The following is an 18,759-nucleotide window of genomic DNA, read 5'->3' as shown; positions in this document are numbered from 1 at the left end:
GAAAGAAAACTATCGTAAAAGAGGGAACGAATATGAACGAGAAGGCATTGGAAATTTTAAAGGTGATTCAGCAATTTGAAACGATCATTATTCACCGCCACGTCCGTCCTGATCCAGATGCATACGGCTCCCAAGGAGGATTGGCGGAAATTCTGAAGGCCTCATTTCCACAAAAAAATGTTTATACAGTAGGAAGAGAAGAAGAATCGCTTAATTTTTTAAGACGGTTGGATCAAATCGATGATCATGTATATAAAAACGCGCTTGTGATTGTATGTGACACGGCGAACCAGGAGCGGATCTGTGATGGGCGCTATCGGTTAGGAAAAAAACTGATTAAAATTGATCATCATCCGAACGAAGATCCGTACGGAGATTTATTGTGGGTCGATACGAACGCCAGCTCGACAAGTGAAATGATTTATGAGTTTTACTTAGCAGGCAAAGAGAAAGGCTTGGTCATGACGAAAGAAGCAGCTCGTTTGATTTACGCTGGGATTGTCGGAGACACGGGACGCTTTCTTTTTTCAAGAACAAGCTCTAAAACATTCCAATATGCAAGCGAACTAGTTGAATACGGCTTTTCATTGACCGATCTATATGATGAGCTATATCGCACAAAAGTGAATATTGCTCATTTAAGCGGATATGTGCTACAAAATTTTCAGCTTTCTCCAAGCGGAGTCGCGTTTGTAAAAATGACAAAAGAACTGCTTGGAAAATATAACGCTTCTCCGTCCGAAGCGTCGCAGCTTGTAAGTCTTCTTGGCAACGTTGATGGAATACAGGCATGGGTCTTTTTTATTGAGGAGGACAAAGAAATTCGTGTTCGCCTCCGTTCAAAAGGAACGATTGTCAATGAAGTGGCAAAAAAATACGGGGGCGGCGGACATCCTTTCGCTGCAGGTGCGTCGATTTATTCTTGGGAGGATGCGGATCAGGTGATTGCTGATTTAGAATTGGCGTGCCAAGCCCATTAATAACTCAAACCGATCTAGAGAAGGTCCGTTTTTTATGTGGTCGGAGATTTTGTCCCCGGCTATAATCCAGCAGTTATCACTTGTTCGTTGTTCGGTGACTTCTTTCTGTTTGTTGAAAGATTTTTTGGTTTCCATTTATATTTATGTTGCTGTTTTGGTAGATCGATGTTGGAAGTACTGCTATTAAGGAAAATGACCAAATGCAACCAAACGTAATTTTTGTTTAAAAAATATGTCAAGTGTGTTGATGATCCAATAAAAATCAATCGACATTGCTTGATTCCTTACTTTTCTGCCGTAGTCGGCAAGCCACTCGCTTGCCGACTGGACATGCAGAAAAGCGTGTGTCTAGCTCAATCATTCCATATTTTTAGTAAAATAATGGATCATCAACACTAGTGAAAAGATATCATCTTTTTTGAAATCCCCTTCATCCTATTTTTATATGGTCATTCTCGATGATATCCTGCTAGCGGTGAACGGGCTTTAGCTTTAATTCAATTGATAATGTAGTGAATAAAAACAGCTCCGTTATTTCAAGTCGATACGTTTGCTCATTGATGGTATAGGTTTTGTTTTCAATCGTCTTTTTTAATAAATCCTTGCTTTGATAGACGGTTTCGATATCTTTGGCGACTAGGTGGGATACATCTTCTTTGACGCTTTCTTCAATATGAAATTTCATATAGGAATCGAGTTTATACTCATTTGCGTTGACAAGCTGGATGCGAATTTCTTGGACGGTCAACTTTTTTTTGTTCAGTTTGTTTAGTTTAATATAATCTTCCTGCCAAATTTGAATATCGCTGTTTAAATCAGCAATTTTGTCTTGAAGTTCAGTGATCTGGCGCACCTGCTTTTCTTGCAATACACCAAATAAATGTAAAAATATGAACCAGCTTAGGACCGCACCGATCGCGGCGCCGGCAAAAAAACGCTGCCAAGTTTTGTCGCGATAGTATGGAGGAATTCTCATGAAGAAATATGCTCCTGTGTCAGCCATGTAATAATGGTAACACCTGTTTGTGCGCCACCGATCGCGGAAATAATGAGCAGAAACTGCTTGACAATGTCACGTGTTTCTCCTGAAAATAAGCCGCGCTCGACTGTATAAAACGTGTCAAATGTCCCGCCAATTGCGGCTACGACCGCCCAAATTTTTAAATCCATCGCAAAACGATACATGGACGTCAGCGGTGGCTGTCCCATCAGAAATGCCCCGATTCCGCCAATGCCTGCTCCTCCTAAAAGAACTCCAAGAGCAATAAAGTAGCTTTGAATAAACGCCGGTAAAAACGCAAGTTTCGTTCCCATCATCGCCTCATTCCTTTCTTTAAACATATATATGGACGAACAGATATAAGTATGTTTTGCGTTGCCAAAGTTTTGTCGACTATAATGAAGGAAAAGGAGGGAGGAGCATTGTCGTTTGTCCACCTTCATGTACGGAGCGGCTATAGCTTGTTAAAGAGTGCAGTAAAAATTCATGATTTAGTGAAAAAAGCGAGTGAACTGGGTTTTAGGTCGTTAGCTTTAACAGATGAAAACGTACTATACGGGGCGGTGACTTTCTATCAAGAATGCCAAAAATATCAGATTAAACCGATCATCGGTATGATTACACATATTAAAGTGGGAGAGAGGGAAGCGTATCCGCTGGTGCTTTTAGCAAAAAACAATATAGGTTATCGCCATTTAATGAAAATTAGCAGCATCATTCAAACAAGTGAACCTGATGGAATCCCAGAAGAACGGCTTCAGCGTTATAGCAATGAGCTGATCGCCATTTCTCCAGGAAGGGATGGTTATGTTGAGTCATTAGTGAGAAGAAATGAGTTCGAAAAAGCGATCAAGTGTATGGCCTCATATAAACAACTATTTGGAGAGGATGCTTTTTATCTGGCGGTTCAACGGCATGGTGTGGAAGAAAAATGGCAGCATGAGCTTGTACAGCTGAGCAAGGCAACGAATACGCCGCTTGTTGCTACCAACGATGTGCGTTACATCGAGAAGGAAGATGCTTTCGTTCACGATTGCTTGCTTGCAATTCAGCAGGGGATGAAACTTCATGATGAAGGAAGGAGAACGCTTGGAAGTGACGAATACTATTTAAAATCAACCGATGAAATGGCGAGCCTGTTTGCTGATTTACCTGAAGCAGTAAGCAATACAGAAAAAATTGCTTCCCTGTGCCAAGTTGACATTGAATTAGGCAGATTGCGGCTTCCTAAATATCCTGTACCAGCAAACGAAAATGTTCATCAGCATTTGGAGCGTCTTTGTTTGAAAGGATTATATGAACGCATCCCGTCTCCATCATCGGAATATCTTGAGCGCCTTCGTTATGAGCTAAAAACGATTGAGGAGATGAATTTTAGCGATTATTTTTTAATTGTCGCTGATTTTATCAGCTTTGCGCGAGAACAAGGAATCACAATGGGACCGGGACGCGGTTCAGCTGCGGGATCGCTTGTGGCCTTTACTCTGTATATTACCCATGTCGACCCTGTTCAGTATGGTTTATTATTTGAGCGTTTTTTGAATCCTGAGCGCGTTTCTCTTCCTGATATTGATATCGATTTTCCAGATGAGCGGCGCGATGAAGTGATTCAGTATGTGGCACGCAAATACGGAACGCAACATGTTGCTCAAATTATTACATTTGGTACATTTGGAGCGCGAGCCGCTATTCGCGATGTCGCTAAGGCCATGGGAGTGCGTCCGGAAGAAATAGAGCAAATCGCAAAGCATATCCCTAACAAAATGGGGATCACACTGCAAGAAGCATATGACCAGGTCCCTTTGTTAAAAAAAGCTGTTCAGACATCGCCAGAGCTGCGAAAAGTCTTTGCTACAGCATTGCGATTGGAAGGGCTTCCACGGCATTCATCCACTCATGCGGCCGGGGTGGTGATAAGCGAACAGCCGCTGTCGGACATCGTACCGTTGCAGCAAGGGCATGGCGACATTTACTTAACTCAATATCCAATGGACGTATTAGAACAGCTTGGTTTGTTGAAAATGGATTTTCTTGGCCTGCGCACTTTAACCTTCATTAGCAATGTGTGCAAGCTGATTTATCAAAAAACAGGGAAATTTGTTGATGTACAAAATGTTCCGCTCCACGATGAACGAACGTTTGCCTTGCTAAGTAGAGGAGATACAACAGGAATTTTTCAATTGGAATCAGAAGGGATCAAAAACGTACTGAAGCAGCTAAGACCGTCGCAATTTGAGGATATTGTCGCCGTCAATGCTTTATATCGTCCGGGACCGATAGACTTTATTCCAATATATATCAAAAGAAAGCATGGGCATGAAGCCGCTGTCTTTCTTCATCCGGACCTTGCACCTATTTTACAGTCAACATACGGGGTCTTGATTTATCAAGAGCAGATTATGCAAATAGCAGCAAAAATGGCTGGCTTTTCATTAGGTCAAGCTGATTTATTGCGGCGAGCGATAGGGAAAAAGAACAAGGAGATTCTTGATCAAGAGCGATCCCGATTTGTCAAAGGATGTATGGAGAAAGGATATGACAAAACGCTTGCTCATGAACTATACGATTTGATTGTCCGCTTTGCCAATTATGGATTTAACCGAAGCCATGCGGTTGCTTACAGTATGATTTCCTATCAATTGGCCTATTTAAAAGCGCATTATCCGCTATATTTTTATGCGGCTTTATTGACTGTTTCCATTGGAGACGAAGAAAAAGTGAGCTCATGCATACAAGAGATGAGACAACGGAAGATTGTGCTGCTTCCGCCTTCGATTAATCGAAGCTATTATTCATTTTCCATTGAAAACGGATCAATCCGTTATAGTCTTGCAGCGATTAAGCATGTTGGTGCTCAAGCGGTCAACGCGATTATTCAAGAAAGAAAAAAACGTCCGTTTTCCGATTTATTCGATTTTTGTCTTCGCCTATCCAAAAAAACGGTGAATCGGAAAATGATCGAATCTCTCATATTGGCAGGTTGTTTTGATGAATTTGGCATTGAGCGTGCAACATTGCTGGCAAGTGTCGAAGTAGCGATGGAGCATGCTGAACTGATGGGACCATATTATGAGTATGATGAAAGCGATCAATCGATCATAGCCGGACTATCTTTTAAACCGAAATATGTAGAAGCCTCTCCGTTTGCTTTTGACGAAAAGCTTCAATATGAAAAGGATTTGCTTGGTGTGTATGTCTCGCCTCATCCCGTTTTAGCGCATCTTGATCAATTTCAAGCGGCAGGAGCAGTGCCGGTCAGTTCGATCAAAAAAGAGCAAAACGGCTCCTATTTACGGATTGGCGCCTATATTCTTTTGGAGCGCAAGACGAGAACCAAAAAAGGCGAAGAAATGTCGTTTTTGACAGTAAGCGATGAAAGCGGCGAATTGTCCGCTATTGCTTTTCCTGAAGTGTATCATCGCTATCATTCTTCCTTAAAAAAAGGCGAGATTTTGTTGCTGGAAGGAAAAATAGAAGTCCGGCAAGCGGCGATTCATTTCATTATAAAAAAGGTGATTCCGCTCGATGAGCTGGACAAGCCAACGCTTTATTTAAAAATTCGCCCTGATCATATCCACAGCGGAAAAATGGCAAAGCTCAAAACGATTTTGGAGCATCATCACGGTTATGTACCTGTCGTTCTCTATTATGAAAAAGAGCGCAAAACGGTGAAGCTGTCTGACGAATACCAAGTGAATGCTTCTGCTGACTGCCTAGCAGAATTAAAAGCATTGTTAGGAGGCACATATGTTGTGCTAAAATAATGTTTTCTTTACTAATGCTTCATTTTATTATATTGTATAAACGTTAGGTGGTCAGACCAGTTATGGCCGTTTCATAATTATAAGGAATGAATGTATGTGTCTTTGCGTAAAGAGGCCTTATATATTCATAAAGCGCATGAAGGAAAGCGAGAAATGATAGCAGGAGCTTGGATAGCGGAAATGATTCGTTCGCTGAATGGCCGGCCAATGATTTTTGCAATGGCCAATCCGGTTCTGGAAATGATGCCGGAAGAAGCACTTCAAGCAGGAGCTGTTGTCGTTGGAACAGGATGATCGGATGATCCGAATCAAGTCGATCATGTTCTGGAGTTTCCAGGCATCTTCCGAGGTGCTTTAGAGGTTCGGCGCGATAAATGAATGAAAAAATGAAAATCGCTGCTGTGGAAGCAGCCGCTTCACTTGTTTCAGAAGATGAATGGCGTACCAGTTGATCCGCGGGTCGCATCGGTTGTTGCAGCTAAGCCAGCGGTGGAGACAGGAGCTGCCCGCATTCGTATGAGTTCTGAAGGAATGGAGAGTAAAACAAGACAAATGCAGCGATGATGTAGGCGAGTGATCATGAAAGGATGACGGAAAAAGTATACGTTGAAATTTTGCAAAGTATTTATCATATTATTGAAGAAGACGGGCTTGTCGCAGGAGATAAAATTCCTTCTGAGCGGGAATTGTCCGAAAGGCTGAAGGTGGGGCGTTCCTCTGTAAGGGAAGCGCTCCGCTCCCTTGAATTTCTTGGGCTTATTGAAACGAGACGCGGAGAAGGAACCTATTTAAAGAAATTTGGTGAGCATCAGTTCATTCAATTGCTAGGCATGTTTATTTTACAAGAAAAAAAAGCCAATGCTGACCTCGTGGAAACAAAGCAGCTGATCGAACAGCTTGGCTTGACGCTAGCATGTGAGCGCAGGACGAAAGAACAGCTGAATGAGCTTAAAGCGATGATTGATCAACATTCCATTGACTATGAAACATTTTTTCAGTGGGTATTTCAAGTAGGAAATAATTATTTGCTTGAACGGATTTGGCGAGTTCTAAGCGATTTTTTCCAGCTTCATCATGATACACGATTGTTTCCGCTTGCTTTTTACCAGCAAATGCACATCGTTTTAGAAAAGCAACAGCTTCCTGATGCTCTCAAATTGTTGACCGAGAATACGGCCACACCATTATACCGATTGCCAAAGGAGGGAACACCCTTTGCTTAAAGAGCTATTTACAAAAAAGAAAAAATATGCTTCTGTTCCTTCAGAGCAAGTAAAACAAGACGTTCCTGAAGGAATTATGACAAAATGTCCAAAATGCAAAAAAATTATGTATACAAAAGAGCTAATGAAAAATTTGCGTGTTTGCATGAGCTGCGGCTACCATCATCCTCTGCCAGCGCGCGAACGCATTGATAGCTTGCTTGATGAAGGAAGCTTTCAGGAATACGATTCAGAAATGATTTCCGAAAATCCGCTCCAGTTCCCTGATTATCTTGAAAAATTGGAGGCAGATCGCCGCAAATCGCAATTAAACGAAGCAGTTGTGACAGGAACGGGAACATTAAATGAACGCCCTCTTGTCATTGCTGTTATGGACTCAGCGTTTCGTATGGGAAGTATGGGCTCCGTTGTCGGTGAAAAAATTGCGCGAGCGGTCGAAAAAGCAAGGGAGCTTCAGGTGCCATTTGTCATTTTTACCGCTTCCGGGGGAGCACGTATGCAAGAGGGAGTGCTGAGCCTGATGCAAATGGCGAAAACGAGCGCGGCATTAAAGCGGTTTAGCGATGACGGCGGGCTGATCATTTCGATTATGACCCATCCAACAACGGGAGGAGTATCGGCAAGCTTTGCTTCACTTGGCGATTATAATTTTGCTGAGCCTGGCGCATTAATTGGATTTGCCGGCCGCCGGGTCATTGAGCAAACCGTGCGCGAGGAGCTGCCGGAAGACTTTCAAACAGCGGAATTTTTACTTAAGCATGGACAGCTTGATGCGGTGATCCATCGGCACGAATTAAAGGAGACGTTAGCGAATGTGCTTGATATTCATCAGACAGGAGGCGATGGCGAATGGTGGGCGAATTAGAATTTGAAAAACCGCTGATTGAATTGCGCAAGAAAATTAGTGAATTAAAAGAGTTCACTCAAACAGCCGATGTAGATTTATCGGCGGAAATTGAAAAGCTCGAGGCGAGACTTGAAAAGCTAGAAAATGAAACATACGCAAATTTAACGCCATGGGATCGCGTACAAATTGCTCGTCATCCGAATCGGCCAACGACGCTTGATTATATTGAACGGCTGTTTACCAATTTTTTAGAATGCCATGGAGATCGCTTGTTTGGCGATGACGAAGCGATCGTTGGAGGAATTGCGAAATATCATGGCCTTCCTGTAACTGTAATTGGTCATCAGCGCGGCAAAGATACGAAGGAAAACATTCGCCGCAATTTTGGGATGCCTCATCCGGAAGGATATCGCAAAGCCTTACGTCTGATGAAACAAGCGGAAAAATTTAATCGTCCGATTATTTGTTTTATTGATACAAAAGGTGCCTATCCAGGAAAAGCCGCAGAAGAACGCGGACAGAGTGAGGCAATTGCAAGAAATTTATTTGAAATGGCAGGATTGACGGTGCCGGTGGTTTGCATTGTGATCGGTGAGGGGGGAAGCGGCGGCGCTTTGGCGCTTGGTGTCGGCAACCATATTCATATGTTGGAGAATTCAACGTACTCAGTCATTTCTCCAGAAGGAGCCGCCGCGATTTTATGGAAGGATGCGTCGCTTGCAAAACGGGCTGCTGAAACGATGAAGATTACTGCTGCTGACCTGCAAAAGCTTGGAGTCATCGATGAAATTATTCCTGAAGTTCGCGGTGGCGCTCATCGCAACTTAGATGAGCAAGCCCAATCGATTGATGCGGTGCTGAAGCAATCTTTGCAGGAGCTCCTTCCATTAGACGGCCTGGCTCTTGTCGAACAGCGCTATCGAAAATTTAGACAAATCGGTCAAATTGCTTTTTCAGAAGATTATTTAGAAGTAAAATAAAAATAGAAACGAAGCTGTCTCATCGATTGGGACAGCTTTTTGCCTATCAAAATTGAACGATATCCATCGAGCAGCCTCTCCCTTCGAAACCACGTGTAGGTGAGAGAGGTTCATTCAGGGCAAACTAAGAGTTTTCTATTGTTTTCAGCTACTCTTCATGGTATTTTATACAATGTATGAGGTCGGACATCTTAAGGGGTATGGAAAGATCGATGAACATGAGGTGAGCAAAATGAAGAGAATAGGTGTGTTAACAAGCGGCGGCGATTCACCAGGAATGAATGCGGCGATTCGTGCAGTTGTGCGTAAAGCCATTTATCACGGATTAGAGGTTTTTGGTATTTACCACGGGTACGCAGGACTCATTGAAGGAAAAATTAAGAAACTAGAAATCGGCGATGTAGGGGATATTATTCATCGCGGAGGAACGATGCTTTATACAGCACGCTGCCCGGAATTTAAAACACTTGAGGGACAACTAAAAGGAATTGAACAGTTGCAAAAGCATGGAATCGAAGGGCTGGTTGTTATTGGCGGAGACGGTTCCTATCAAGGGGCAAAAAAGCTTACCGAACACGGATACCCATGTGTAGGGGTGCCGGGAACAATCGATAATGATATACCTGGAACGGATTTTACAATCGGTTTTGATACAGCATTAAATACCGTGATTGATGCAATCGACAAAATTCGTGATACAGCCACCTCTCATGAACGCACATATGTGATTGAAGTCATGGGACGTCATGCTGGCGATATCGCGCTTTGGGCGGGGCTGGCAGGCGGTGCTGAATCGATTTTAATCCCAGAAGCAGACTATGATATGAATGATATCGTCGCCCGTTTAAAACGAGGACATGAACGCGGGAAAAAACATAGTATTATTATTGTCGCAGAAGGTGTCGGAAGCGGAGTCGAATTCGGCAGCAAAATTCAAGAGGCGACCGGGTTTGAAACGCGTGTAACGGTATTGGGACATGTACAGAGAGGCGGTTCTCCGACCGCATTCGATCGCGTATTAGCAAGCCGTTTAGGAGCGCGCGCAGTCGAGCTGCTGCTTGAAGGACAAGGGGGCCGCTGTGTCGGCATTCAAAATAATCAGCTAGTGGATCACGATATCATCGAAGCATTATCGCACAAGCATACGATTGAGCCAAAAATGTACCAATTGTCAAAAGAACTTTCCATCTAGAAAGCGTGGTATCGTTACCATAAAGATGGATGAAAGGGAGAATGCAAAAATGCGGAAAACGAAAATTGTTTGTACGATAGGTCCCGCAAGCGAAAGTGTTGAAACGCTTATTGAGCTTATTGAAGCAGGAATGAATGTGGCGCGTTTGAATTTTTCGCACGGAGATTATGTAGAGCACGGACAACGAATAAAAAATATTCGTGAAGCAGCTAAGCAGACAAGAAAAACAGTAGCGATTCTTCTTGATACAAAAGGCCCGGAAATCCGTACGCACAATATGAAAAATGGGGCGATTGAATTAAAAGAAAACTCGCAAATTATCATCTCGATGGATGAAGTGCTAGGAACAGAAGAAAAATTCTCTGTCACGTATGAAGGGCTCATGAACGATGTTGATTTGGGCGATAAGATTTTGCTTGATGACGGTTTAATTGCTCTTGAAGTAATCGCTGTTCATAAACAGGAACGAGAAATTGTCGCGAAAGTATTAAACAGCGGCATCCTGAAAAATAAAAAAGGGGTCAATGTTCCAGGAGTTCGCGTCAATTTGCCTGGCATTACCGATAAAGACCGCCAAGATATTTTGTTCGGCATCGAAGAAGGAATTGACTTTATTGCTGCTTCTTTTGTGCGCCGCGCTTCAGATGTGCTTGAGATTCGTGAATTGCTTGAGGCGCAAAATGCGCTGGATATAAAAATCATTGCCAAAATTGAAAATCAAGAGGGCGTCGATAATATTGATGAAATTCTTGAAGTGGCAGACGGATTGATGGTGGCTCGCGGCGATTTAGGAGTTGAGATTCCGGCAGAAGAGGTTCCGCTTGTACAAAAAGAGCTAATCAAGAAATGTAACGCTCTTGGCAAACCAGTCATTACTGCGACACAAATGTTGGACTCCATGCAGCGCAATCCGCGGCCAACGCGAGCGGAAGCAAGCGATGTCGCGAATGCCATTTTAGACGGAACAGACGCGATTATGCTGTCAGGAGAAACAGCGGCAGGGCATTATCCGGTCGAAGCTGTAAAAACGATGCATCGCATTGCCTTGCGCACAGAGCAAGCGTTGCAGTATCGTGATTTGTTAGCACAGCGAACAAAAGAGAGCGGTACGACGATTACGGATGCGATCGGCCAATCGGTTGCTCATACGGCTCTAAATCTGGATGTGGCAGCTATTGTCACGCCGACTGTTAGCGGGCAAACTGCACGGATGATTTCGAAGTATCGACCAAAAGCGCCGATTATGGCTGTTACATCAAGCGAAGCTGTATCAAGAAAACTTGCGCTTGCTTGGGGAGTATATACACAAGTAGCACCGCACGTTAATTCGACCGATGAAATGCTTGATATTGCTGTGGAAGCTGCCGTAAAATCCGGCATCGCTAAACACGGTGATCTAGTGGTGATTACTGCGGGCGTGCCGATTGGAGAAACGGGTTCAACCAACTTAATGAAAGTGCATGTCATTGGTGACATCATTGCGAAAGGACAAGGCATCGGCCGCAAATCAGCTTTTGGAAAAGCGGTAATTGCTAAAACGGCAGAGGAAGCAAAGGAGAAAATGGTCGAGGGCGGCATCCTAGTCACATATAACACGGATGCTGATATGATTGAAGAGCTTGGAAAAGCGGCCGCCATTATTACTGAAGAAGGCGGTTTAACAAGCCATGCTGCTGTTGTTGGACTAAGCCTTGGCATTCCGGTCATTGTTGGAGTAGCAAATGCTACATCTATCTTAAAAGATGGTCAAGAAATCACAGTGGATCCGGGTTTCGGCGCCATCTATCAAGGACATGCAAGCGTGTTATAAGCTATAATAAAACAGAGAAGTCCAAATCTTCTCTGTTTTTATTTTTTCCAAGGAAGGATGGAGCCAAATGAAAATCTTGGTGGTGCTGTTTATTCTTATTCCAGCTCTTGAGATCTCTTTATTTGTCCTGTTCAGTCACCTAGTTGGAGTCTGGCTGACGATTGCTTGTATCGCGATGACCGGCATCGGTGGAGTGTGGTTAGCGAAGCGTCAAGGGTTGACTTTGCTTCAGGAAGCAAGATGGGAACTAATGCATGGGCGTCTTCCAAACGGGGCATTGTTGGATGGAATATGCGTATTAGCAGGCGGCTTTTTATTATTAGTACCAGGCTTTCTGACTGATGTCATTGGCTCCCTTCTGCTTTTTCCAGCTACAAGAAGGATGGCCAAACCCATCATCGCCCGCTGGCTAAAAACGTTGATTGAAACCAAAACATTTTTTTATGTAAGAAGATAAGAGAGCCCTTCTATGTACGAAAAGAAGGGCTCTTCAAACTGTTGATAAGCGCTTCTAATTGAGAGGAACGGATGCTTAAAATAGAGATAGACAAAGTCAACAAGGACTTTGTCTACCAGTGATCTTATGTACTAGGTTTTCCTTTAATAAACTGCCAAATGTCACGGAATACATTGGCACTATGCAAAGCACGAATAATGACAAGGAGCACCGGGCCCGCAATAAGGCCCAGAAACCCCAGCAATTTAAAGCCAACAAATAAAGCAATTAATGTGGCAAGCGGATCAAGACCAATCGAGGATGATAAAACTTTAGGTTCCATAATTTGCCGTTGAACAAGTACAACGATATACAAAACGCCCAACCCGATGGCGAAGGGAACGTCTCCGCTGACAGCGGAGTATATAATCCATGGAACAAAGACAATTCCTGTTCCTAGATAAGGCAAAATATCAACGATACCGATAATAAGCGAAATGGTAATCGCGTAATCGACCCGTAAAATCAGGAGGCCAATTAGAACAATGACGGTTGTAATCGAAATGAGCGTCGCTTGTGCTTTAATAAAACCAAACAGCGCCTTTTTTAAATTCATAAATACGGTACGTCCGCTCGTTTGCGCTTTAGCCGGCAATAAACGCTGAGCAGCGCCGCTCCAGCGATACCAATCTTTACTAATAAAAAATGTAGCCAGCAATGAAAAGATAATGACAGTTGCTGCATTTGGCAGCCAGCCGATCAACTGTGGAATGTTTTGCAGCACATTTTGCACAAATGCACCGACGGTTGTTGCCACTTTTGTGCCTACCGCTTGAATGTTGTTCATAATGGTATCTTGTTGGCTTGCATCTAGGCTTTTGAATAAAGTGGCCCAATCTTTATATATTGGGATAATTTGGCTAGCAAAAAAGTCCTCAATATAGAAAACTAACGTTTGGAAATGGGTCGGCACTACCGCTGCTAAATATTGAGTGCCCGATACAATCTCGGCGATCAACAACGTAACCAATCCTGCCAAGACAGCAAACAATAAAACTAATATGAAAATAACCGCTAAAGATCTCGGCATTTTTGCCTTTTTTTCTAAGTAGTTGACTAATGGGTTAATCATAAATGCAATAAAAAAAGCAATAATAAAGGGATATGTAACGGTTGCCGCATAATAAATAGCAGTGATGCCCAGTACAGCAGCCGCAACGACAAAAAGAAAGCGAAGAATGCTATATAAGTGGTTATGGGACAAAATTCCACCTCCGAAATTCTTCTATAAATATTATATAGATATCACTTCATATTCGTATGGACATGAAGCTCATGTTGTTTTTACACAGCCGAGTCACTGAACATCAAATCGCTTCACAGGCTCGTAGATGGAGCTGATAGCGGCGTTGCGTTGTTGCTATTCGTTCGCGTGGCGTAAAGGTAAGTCATGAGACTCTTCTGTATAGTACTATATTACAATTTATATACGCTAATGAAAAGCGAGAGGTTTCAATTTATTCATAGAAAGGAAGAGGATCTTGTTGAATCAATCTGTATTATTTTTACTCATTTTATTATTTATTGGCATGATAGCCAAAAATCATTCACTCATTATTGCGGTCGGTGTACTGCTGGGGATTAAGCTGATCGGATTGGAAGGAAAGTGGCTGCCGGTTATTCAGGCAAAAGGAATTAATTGGGGAGTGACAGTGATTACAATTGCCGTGCTTGCGCCAATTGCGACAGGGGAAATTGGATTTAAGCAGCTTGGTGCTTCGCTTCAGTCGCTATCTGCTTGGATCGCGCTTTTGTCTGGCGTATTTGTTGCTTTAATAGCTAAAGGAGGAGTGACGCTGTTGTCCACGGATCCGCATATGACTGCCGCTCTTGTGCTTGGCACGATTATTGCCGTCTCTCTTTTCCACGGCGTAGCTGTCGGTCCGCTGATTGGCGCAGGCATTGCGTATATGGTTATGAAGGTGATAGAATATTTATGAAAATCATTTTTTTATGATAATATTATAGAGAATAAGTCGTTTTGATTCACAAAAGTCAGATAATTGTTTATAATATAGACAACAGCCCTTTTCTTTTATATTTATTTTTATCATTTATACATGTTTGTAGATATTCATACTGTCACGTAGCAGATGAATAAGGGCAGTATGAATACAATATAAAATGTAAGCATTTTCTTTATGGACTTTTATTCAATGATTTTGAGCAAGCGCTCGCTCTCGGATGATGTACTGCAATGGGAGAAGGGGAATTTTTAGAGAAAAGGAGAGATGTATATGACAGTAACACGAGGTCTAGAAGGGGTTGTCGCAACGACGTCCAGCATCAGCTCAATTATTGATGACACATTAACATATGTGGGCTACGATATTGACGATTTGGCTGAAAATGCGACGTTTGAGGAGGTTGTTTATCTGCTTTGGCATCGTGAGCTTCCGACAAGGCAGCAATTAGAAGAATTACGGAAGCAACTGGCAGAAAACGCAGCCATTCCATCTGAAATTATTGAGCATTTCAAATTGTATCCAATTGAGAAAGTACATCCAATGGCAGCGCTGCGTACAGCCATTTCTTTGTTAGGTTTATATGATGAAGAAGCTGACATTATGGATGCGGAAGCAAATTATCGCAAAGCGATTCGTTTACAAGCGAAAATTCCGACAATTGTGACAGCTTTTTCTCGTATTCGTAAAGGGTTAGATCCTGTGGCCCCACGCCCTGATTTAGGCTTTGCTGCGAATTTTTTGTATATGTTGACAGGCAGCGAACCAAATGAAACCGCTGTCGAAGCATTTGATAAAGCGCTTGTATTGCATGCGGATCATGAATTAAATGCATCGACATTTACAGCGCGAGTCTGTGTAGCGACGCTGTCTGACATCTATTCTGGAATTACAGCTGCGATCGGCGCGTTAAAAGGGCCGCTTCATGGCGGTGCAAATGAAGCCGTTATGAAAATGCTTACAGAAATCGGCAACGTTGAGAATGTGGAACCATATGTTCAGAAAAAATTAGCAAACAAAGAAAAAATCATGGGCTTTGGCCATCGCGTTTACCGCAAAGGTGATCCGCGTGCTAAACATCTGAAGAAAATGTCAGAGAAGCTTACAAAGCTTGTTGGACAGCCGCATTGGTATGAAATGTCGGTAAAAATTGAGGAAATCATGAATTCAACAAAACCGTTGCCGCCGAACGTTGACTTTTATTCTGCATCGGTTTACCATTGTTTAGGAATTGATCATGATTTATTCACGCCGATTTTTGCTGTAAGCCGGATGTCAGGTTGGCTCGCACATATTTTAGAGCAGTATGAGAACAACCGTCTCATTCGTCCGCGTGCTGAGTATACTGGACCGGCGAAACAAGTTTATGTTCCGATTGAACAAAGAGGCTAACTTTAGGGAAACAGGGCGTGAAGATGGCTATACATGTTCTCGCCCTTCACATTAATACATTGGAGGTTGTTACAAGTGGTTCAAGGTGAAAAAATTACAGTCACAAACGGTGTGTTAAACGTACCAAACAATCCGATTATCCCTTTCATTGAAGGTGATGGGACAGGCCCTGATATTTGGGCGGCAGCCTCCCGCGTGCTAGAAGCTGCGGTTGAAAAAGCCTATAAAGGAGAAAAGAAAATTGCTTGGAAAGAAGTTCTTGCTGGCGAAAAAGCATATAAGCTAACGGGAGAATGGCTGCCTCAAGAAACGTTGGATGTGATTCGCGAATACATAATTGCCATTAAAGGCCCATTAACGACCCCTGTCGGCGGAGGGATTCGTTCATTGAATGTCGCGCTTCGTCAAGAGCTTGATTTGTTTGTTTGCTTGCGCCCAGTCCGTTACTTCAATGGCGTGCCTTCTCCAGTGAAACGTCCTGAAGATACGGATATGGTTATTTTCCGTGAAAATACAGAAGATATTTATGCCGGAATTGAGTATGCCAAAGGCACTGAAGAAGTGAAAAAAGTGATTCACTTTTTGCAAAATGAAATGGGCGTTCGTAAAATTCGCTTCCCGGAAACATCTGGTATCGGTATTAAGCCGATTTCCGAGGAGGGAACTAAACGTCTCGTTCGAGCAGCCATCAACTATGCTATCGAGCACGGCCGCAAGTCTGTTACGCTCGTACATAAAGGAAACATTATGAAATTTACGGAAGGCGCATTTAAAAACTGGGGCTATGAGCTTGCAGAGCAAGAATTTGGAGATAAAGTCTTTACATGGGCAGAATATGATCGCATCGTTGAAGCGGAAGGAAAAGAGGCTGCAAATAAAGCTCAGGCTGAAGCGGAAGCAGCAGGAAAAATTATCGTTAAAGATGCGATTGCTGATATTTTCTTGCAACAAATTTTAACGCGTCCACGTGAGTTTGATGTTGTCGCAACCATGAATTTGAACGGTGACTATATTTCAGATGCCTTGGCAGCTCAAGTAGGAGGTATTGGCATTGCTCCAGGTGCAAATATTAACTATGAAACAGGGCATGCCATCTTTGAAGCGACTCATGGCACGGCTCCAAAATATGCAGGATTAGACAAAGTAAATCCATCCTCTGTTATTTTGTCAGGCGTCATGATGTTTGAGCACCTTGGCTGGAATGAAGCGGCTAAGCTGATTATTGAATCCATGGAGAAAACAATTGCTTCGAAAGTCGTCACCTACGATTTCGCCCGTCTGATGGAAGGAGCAACAGAAGTGAAGTGCTCTGAGTTTGCTGATGCATTGATCCGTAATATGGGAGAATAATAGAGGGGAGACGGTAACAAATGGCGGTTAAACGTAAAAAAATATCTGTGATTGGTGCAGGGTTTACGGGGGCGACAACGGCATTTATTTTAGCGCAAAAAGAACTTGGGGATGTTGTCCTTGTGGATATTCCACAATTGGAAAATCCGACTAAAGGAAAAGCGCTTGATATGCTTGAATCCAGCCCTGTACTAGGCTTTGACGCCAACATTATCGGTACATCTGATTACGCCGATACAGCGGATTCCGATATCGTGGTCATCACAGCAGGTATTGCCCGTAAACCGGGAATGAGCCGGGACGATCTTGTTACAACCAATCAAAAAATCATGAAGGCTGTAACCCAGGAAATCGTTAAATATTCTCCGAATTGTTATATTATTGTGCTGACAAATCCTGTTGATGCGATGACATATACCGTGTACAAAGAGTCTGGCTTTCCGAAAAACCGTGTGATTGGCCAATCAGGTGTGCTTGATACAGCACGTTTCCGCACATTTGTTGCACAGGAATTAAACCTTTCTGTGAAAGATATTACTGGTTTTGTGTTAGGCGGCCATGGGGATGATATGGTTCCGCTTGTGCGTTATTCGTATGCTGGCGGTATTCCGCTTGAAACGCTCATTCCGAAAGAACGGTTAGATGCGATTGTGGAGCGCACGCGCAAAGGCGGCGGTGAAATCGTCAATCTGCTCGGAAACGGCAGTGCGTATTACGCTCCCGCTGCTTCTCTCGCTGAAATGGTTGAAGCGATTCTCAAAGACCAACGCCGTGTGCTTCCGGCTATTGCTTATCTTGAAGGAGAATACGGCTATGCAGGCATTTATTTGGGAGTACCAACTATTTTAGGCGGAAATGGAATCGAGAAAGTGATTGAGTTAGAGCTGACGGATGAAGAGAAACAGGCTCTTGCCAAGTCGGTTGAATCTGTAAAAAATGTGATGAAGGTATTGGAATAATGAAGCGTGCAAGCATTCGGGATTTTTTCTCGAATGTTTGCTTCTACGACAACTTGGAAGCGCTTTCTGAACAAAGGGGTGTAAATCATGCTTAAAAAACGAAAACTAGGGAGAAATATATCAGAAATCACGGTTGGAGAAAAGTTAGTGATTAATTCAAAAATCGAGGATAAAGATTTGTTGCTTTATCTTGGATTAACAGACGATTCGAATCCTTTATATATTCAGCATGACTATGCTTCACAAACACCGCTGAAGAAACCGATTGTCCCAACGGTTATGCTGACGGGAATGATCACATCTGCTATCTCCAAATATTTGCCTGGTCCTGGAAGTCATATCAAGAAGCATTATCTTGATTTTTTGAAACCTGTTTATCATTACGAGAATTTACAATTTTTATTTGAAGTGCAAGATGTCAATGCAGAAGATCATTCGATTATCATTGCTGTTGAGGCGCTTCGCGATGAAACAGAAAAGGTGTTGGAGGGCACGGTGACGGTTTGTCCTCCGTATGCGATCTCCATGTTAGACAGCCGTTTCTTGGAAAACTTTTGATTCCTTCCTGTTTTAGAAAAGAAGCGGTTTTTTGAAAAGAGAATGATATGCTTGTCGTTTGAGCGATTCGTTTCTTGAAATAGAGGAGCGAATCTTTTTTTGTGGTGAAAGGGTGCTTTAGCTTTTATAAAACTGGATTCATAAAAGGCGGTGTCGATAAATTCAATAGGCGTTATAAGCAGGATGGCTCATAAAAAGGATTTATAGTATGGTATAATAATGAAGAGATCTTTTTTATGGAGGA

General features: G+C 42.9%; 16 protein-coding genes and 1 pseudogene. 14 read left to right on the top strand and 3 right to left on the bottom strand.

The window, feature by feature from the left end:
• Positions 1-32: 32 nt before the first annotated feature.
• Entirely contained in the window at positions 33-980 is a 948-nt protein-coding gene (locus GRQ40_RS14580; protein ID WP_159720258.1) for a DHH family phosphoesterase, read from the top strand.
• Between the two features lie 469 nt (positions 981-1,449).
• On the opposite strand, the gene ytrI is transcribed toward GRQ40_RS14580, so the two are convergent.
• On the bottom strand, positions 1,450-1,956 hold the full coding sequence (gene ytrI, locus GRQ40_RS14575; protein ID WP_044745941.1) for a sporulation membrane protein YtrI: 507 nt from the start codon (positions 1,954-1,956) through the stop codon (positions 1,450-1,452).
• A complete protein-coding gene (locus GRQ40_RS14570) occupies positions 1,953-2,294 on the bottom strand; it encodes a sporulation membrane protein YtrH (protein WP_044745942.1) in 342 nt (113 codons plus the stop codon). The genes ytrI and GRQ40_RS14570 overlap by 4 nt, the downstream gene beginning before the upstream one ends.
• A 108-nt stretch (positions 2,295-2,402) precedes the next feature.
• Here GRQ40_RS14570 and dnaE point away from each other — a divergent pair, with 108 nt between their 5' ends.
• The 8 genes and pseudogenes from dnaE (at position 2,403) to GRQ40_RS14525 (ending at position 12,253) form a co-directional block, all read left to right on the top strand.
• Positions 2,403-5,744: a DNA polymerase III subunit alpha gene (gene dnaE, locus GRQ40_RS14565; protein ID WP_159720257.1), complete on the top strand. Its 3,342-nt coding sequence runs from the start codon at positions 2,403-2,405 to the stop codon at positions 5,742-5,744.
• 156 nt (positions 5,745-5,900) lie between these two features.
• Positions 5,901-6,308, top strand: a pseudogene (locus GRQ40_RS18625) (malic enzyme-like NAD(P)-binding protein); the annotation flags it as partial.
• A 23-nt stretch (positions 6,309-6,331) separates the two neighbouring features.
• A complete protein-coding gene (locus GRQ40_RS14550; RefSeq protein ID WP_066146418.1) occupies positions 6,332-6,967 on the top strand; it encodes a FadR/GntR family transcriptional regulator in 636 nt (211 codons plus the stop codon).
• Positions 6,960-7,832 carry an acetyl-CoA carboxylase, carboxyltransferase subunit beta gene (gene accD, locus GRQ40_RS14545; protein ID WP_044745946.1) on the top strand — a complete coding sequence of 291 codons (873 nt, stop codon included), beginning with the start codon at positions 6,960-6,962 and terminating at the stop codon, positions 7,830-7,832. Before GRQ40_RS14550 ends, accD begins: the two co-directional genes overlap by 8 nt.
• Entirely contained in the window at positions 7,817-8,794 is a 978-nt protein-coding gene (gene accA / locus GRQ40_RS14540) for an acetyl-CoA carboxylase carboxyl transferase subunit alpha (RefSeq protein ID WP_044745947.1), read from the top strand. Before accD ends, accA begins: the two co-directional genes overlap by 16 nt.
• 232 nt (positions 8,795-9,026) lie before the next feature.
• Positions 9,027-9,986 (top strand): 6-phosphofructokinase, encoded by a 960-nt coding sequence (gene pfkA / locus GRQ40_RS14535; RefSeq protein ID WP_044745982.1) that lies wholly within the window; start codon positions 9,027-9,029, stop codon positions 9,984-9,986.
• 49 nt (positions 9,987-10,035) lie between these two features.
• Positions 10,036-11,796: a pyruvate kinase gene (gene pyk, locus GRQ40_RS14530; RefSeq protein WP_159720255.1), complete on the top strand. Its 1,761-nt coding sequence runs from the start codon at positions 10,036-10,038 to the stop codon at positions 11,794-11,796.
• A gap of 67 nt (positions 11,797-11,863) precedes the next feature.
• Entirely contained in the window at positions 11,864-12,253 is a 390-nt protein-coding gene (locus GRQ40_RS14525; protein ID WP_044745949.1) for an FxsA family protein, read from the top strand.
• A gap of 124 nt (positions 12,254-12,377) precedes the next feature.
• Here GRQ40_RS14525 and ytvI read toward each other — a convergent pair whose 3' ends face one another.
• Positions 12,378-13,496 carry a sporulation integral membrane protein YtvI gene (gene ytvI / locus GRQ40_RS14520; RefSeq protein WP_080862071.1) on the bottom strand — a complete coding sequence of 373 codons (1,119 nt, stop codon included), beginning with the start codon at positions 13,494-13,496 and terminating at the stop codon, positions 12,378-12,380.
• A gap of 280 nt (positions 13,497-13,776) precedes the next feature.
• Between ytvI and GRQ40_RS14515 the strand changes: the two genes are divergently transcribed.
• The 5 genes from GRQ40_RS14515 (at position 13,777) to GRQ40_RS14495 (ending at position 18,515) form a co-directional block, all read left to right on the top strand.
• Complete coding sequence (locus GRQ40_RS14515) at positions 13,777-14,232, top strand: DUF441 domain-containing protein (protein WP_044745983.1); 456 nt, start codon at positions 13,777-13,779, stop codon at positions 14,230-14,232.
• A gap of 297 nt (positions 14,233-14,529) precedes the next feature.
• Positions 14,530-15,648 (top strand): citrate synthase, encoded by a 1,119-nt coding sequence (citZ, locus tag GRQ40_RS14510; RefSeq protein ID WP_159720254.1) that lies wholly within the window; start codon positions 14,530-14,532, stop codon positions 15,646-15,648.
• 75 nt (positions 15,649-15,723) lie between these two features.
• A complete protein-coding gene (icd, locus tag GRQ40_RS14505) occupies positions 15,724-16,998 on the top strand; it encodes an NADP-dependent isocitrate dehydrogenase (RefSeq protein ID WP_044745952.1) in 1,275 nt (424 codons plus the stop codon).
• Between the two features lie 20 nt (positions 16,999-17,018).
• On the top strand, positions 17,019-17,957 hold the full coding sequence (mdh, locus tag GRQ40_RS14500; RefSeq protein WP_044745953.1) for a malate dehydrogenase: 939 nt from the start codon (positions 17,019-17,021) through the stop codon (positions 17,955-17,957).
• Positions 17,958-18,044: 87 nt separating this feature from the next.
• Complete coding sequence (locus GRQ40_RS14495; RefSeq protein WP_044745954.1) at positions 18,045-18,515, top strand: MaoC/PaaZ C-terminal domain-containing protein; 471 nt, start codon at positions 18,045-18,047, stop codon at positions 18,513-18,515.
• Positions 18,516-18,759: the final 244 nt, after the last annotated feature.

The organism is Anoxybacillus sp. PDR2 (assembly GCF_009834045.1).
Lineage (GTDB): Bacteria > Bacillota > Bacilli > Bacillales > Anoxybacillaceae > Anoxybacteroides > Anoxybacteroides rupiense.
Note: the sequence above shows the minus strand (reverse complement) of the source record. Positions and strands in the feature narration are given on the sequence as shown.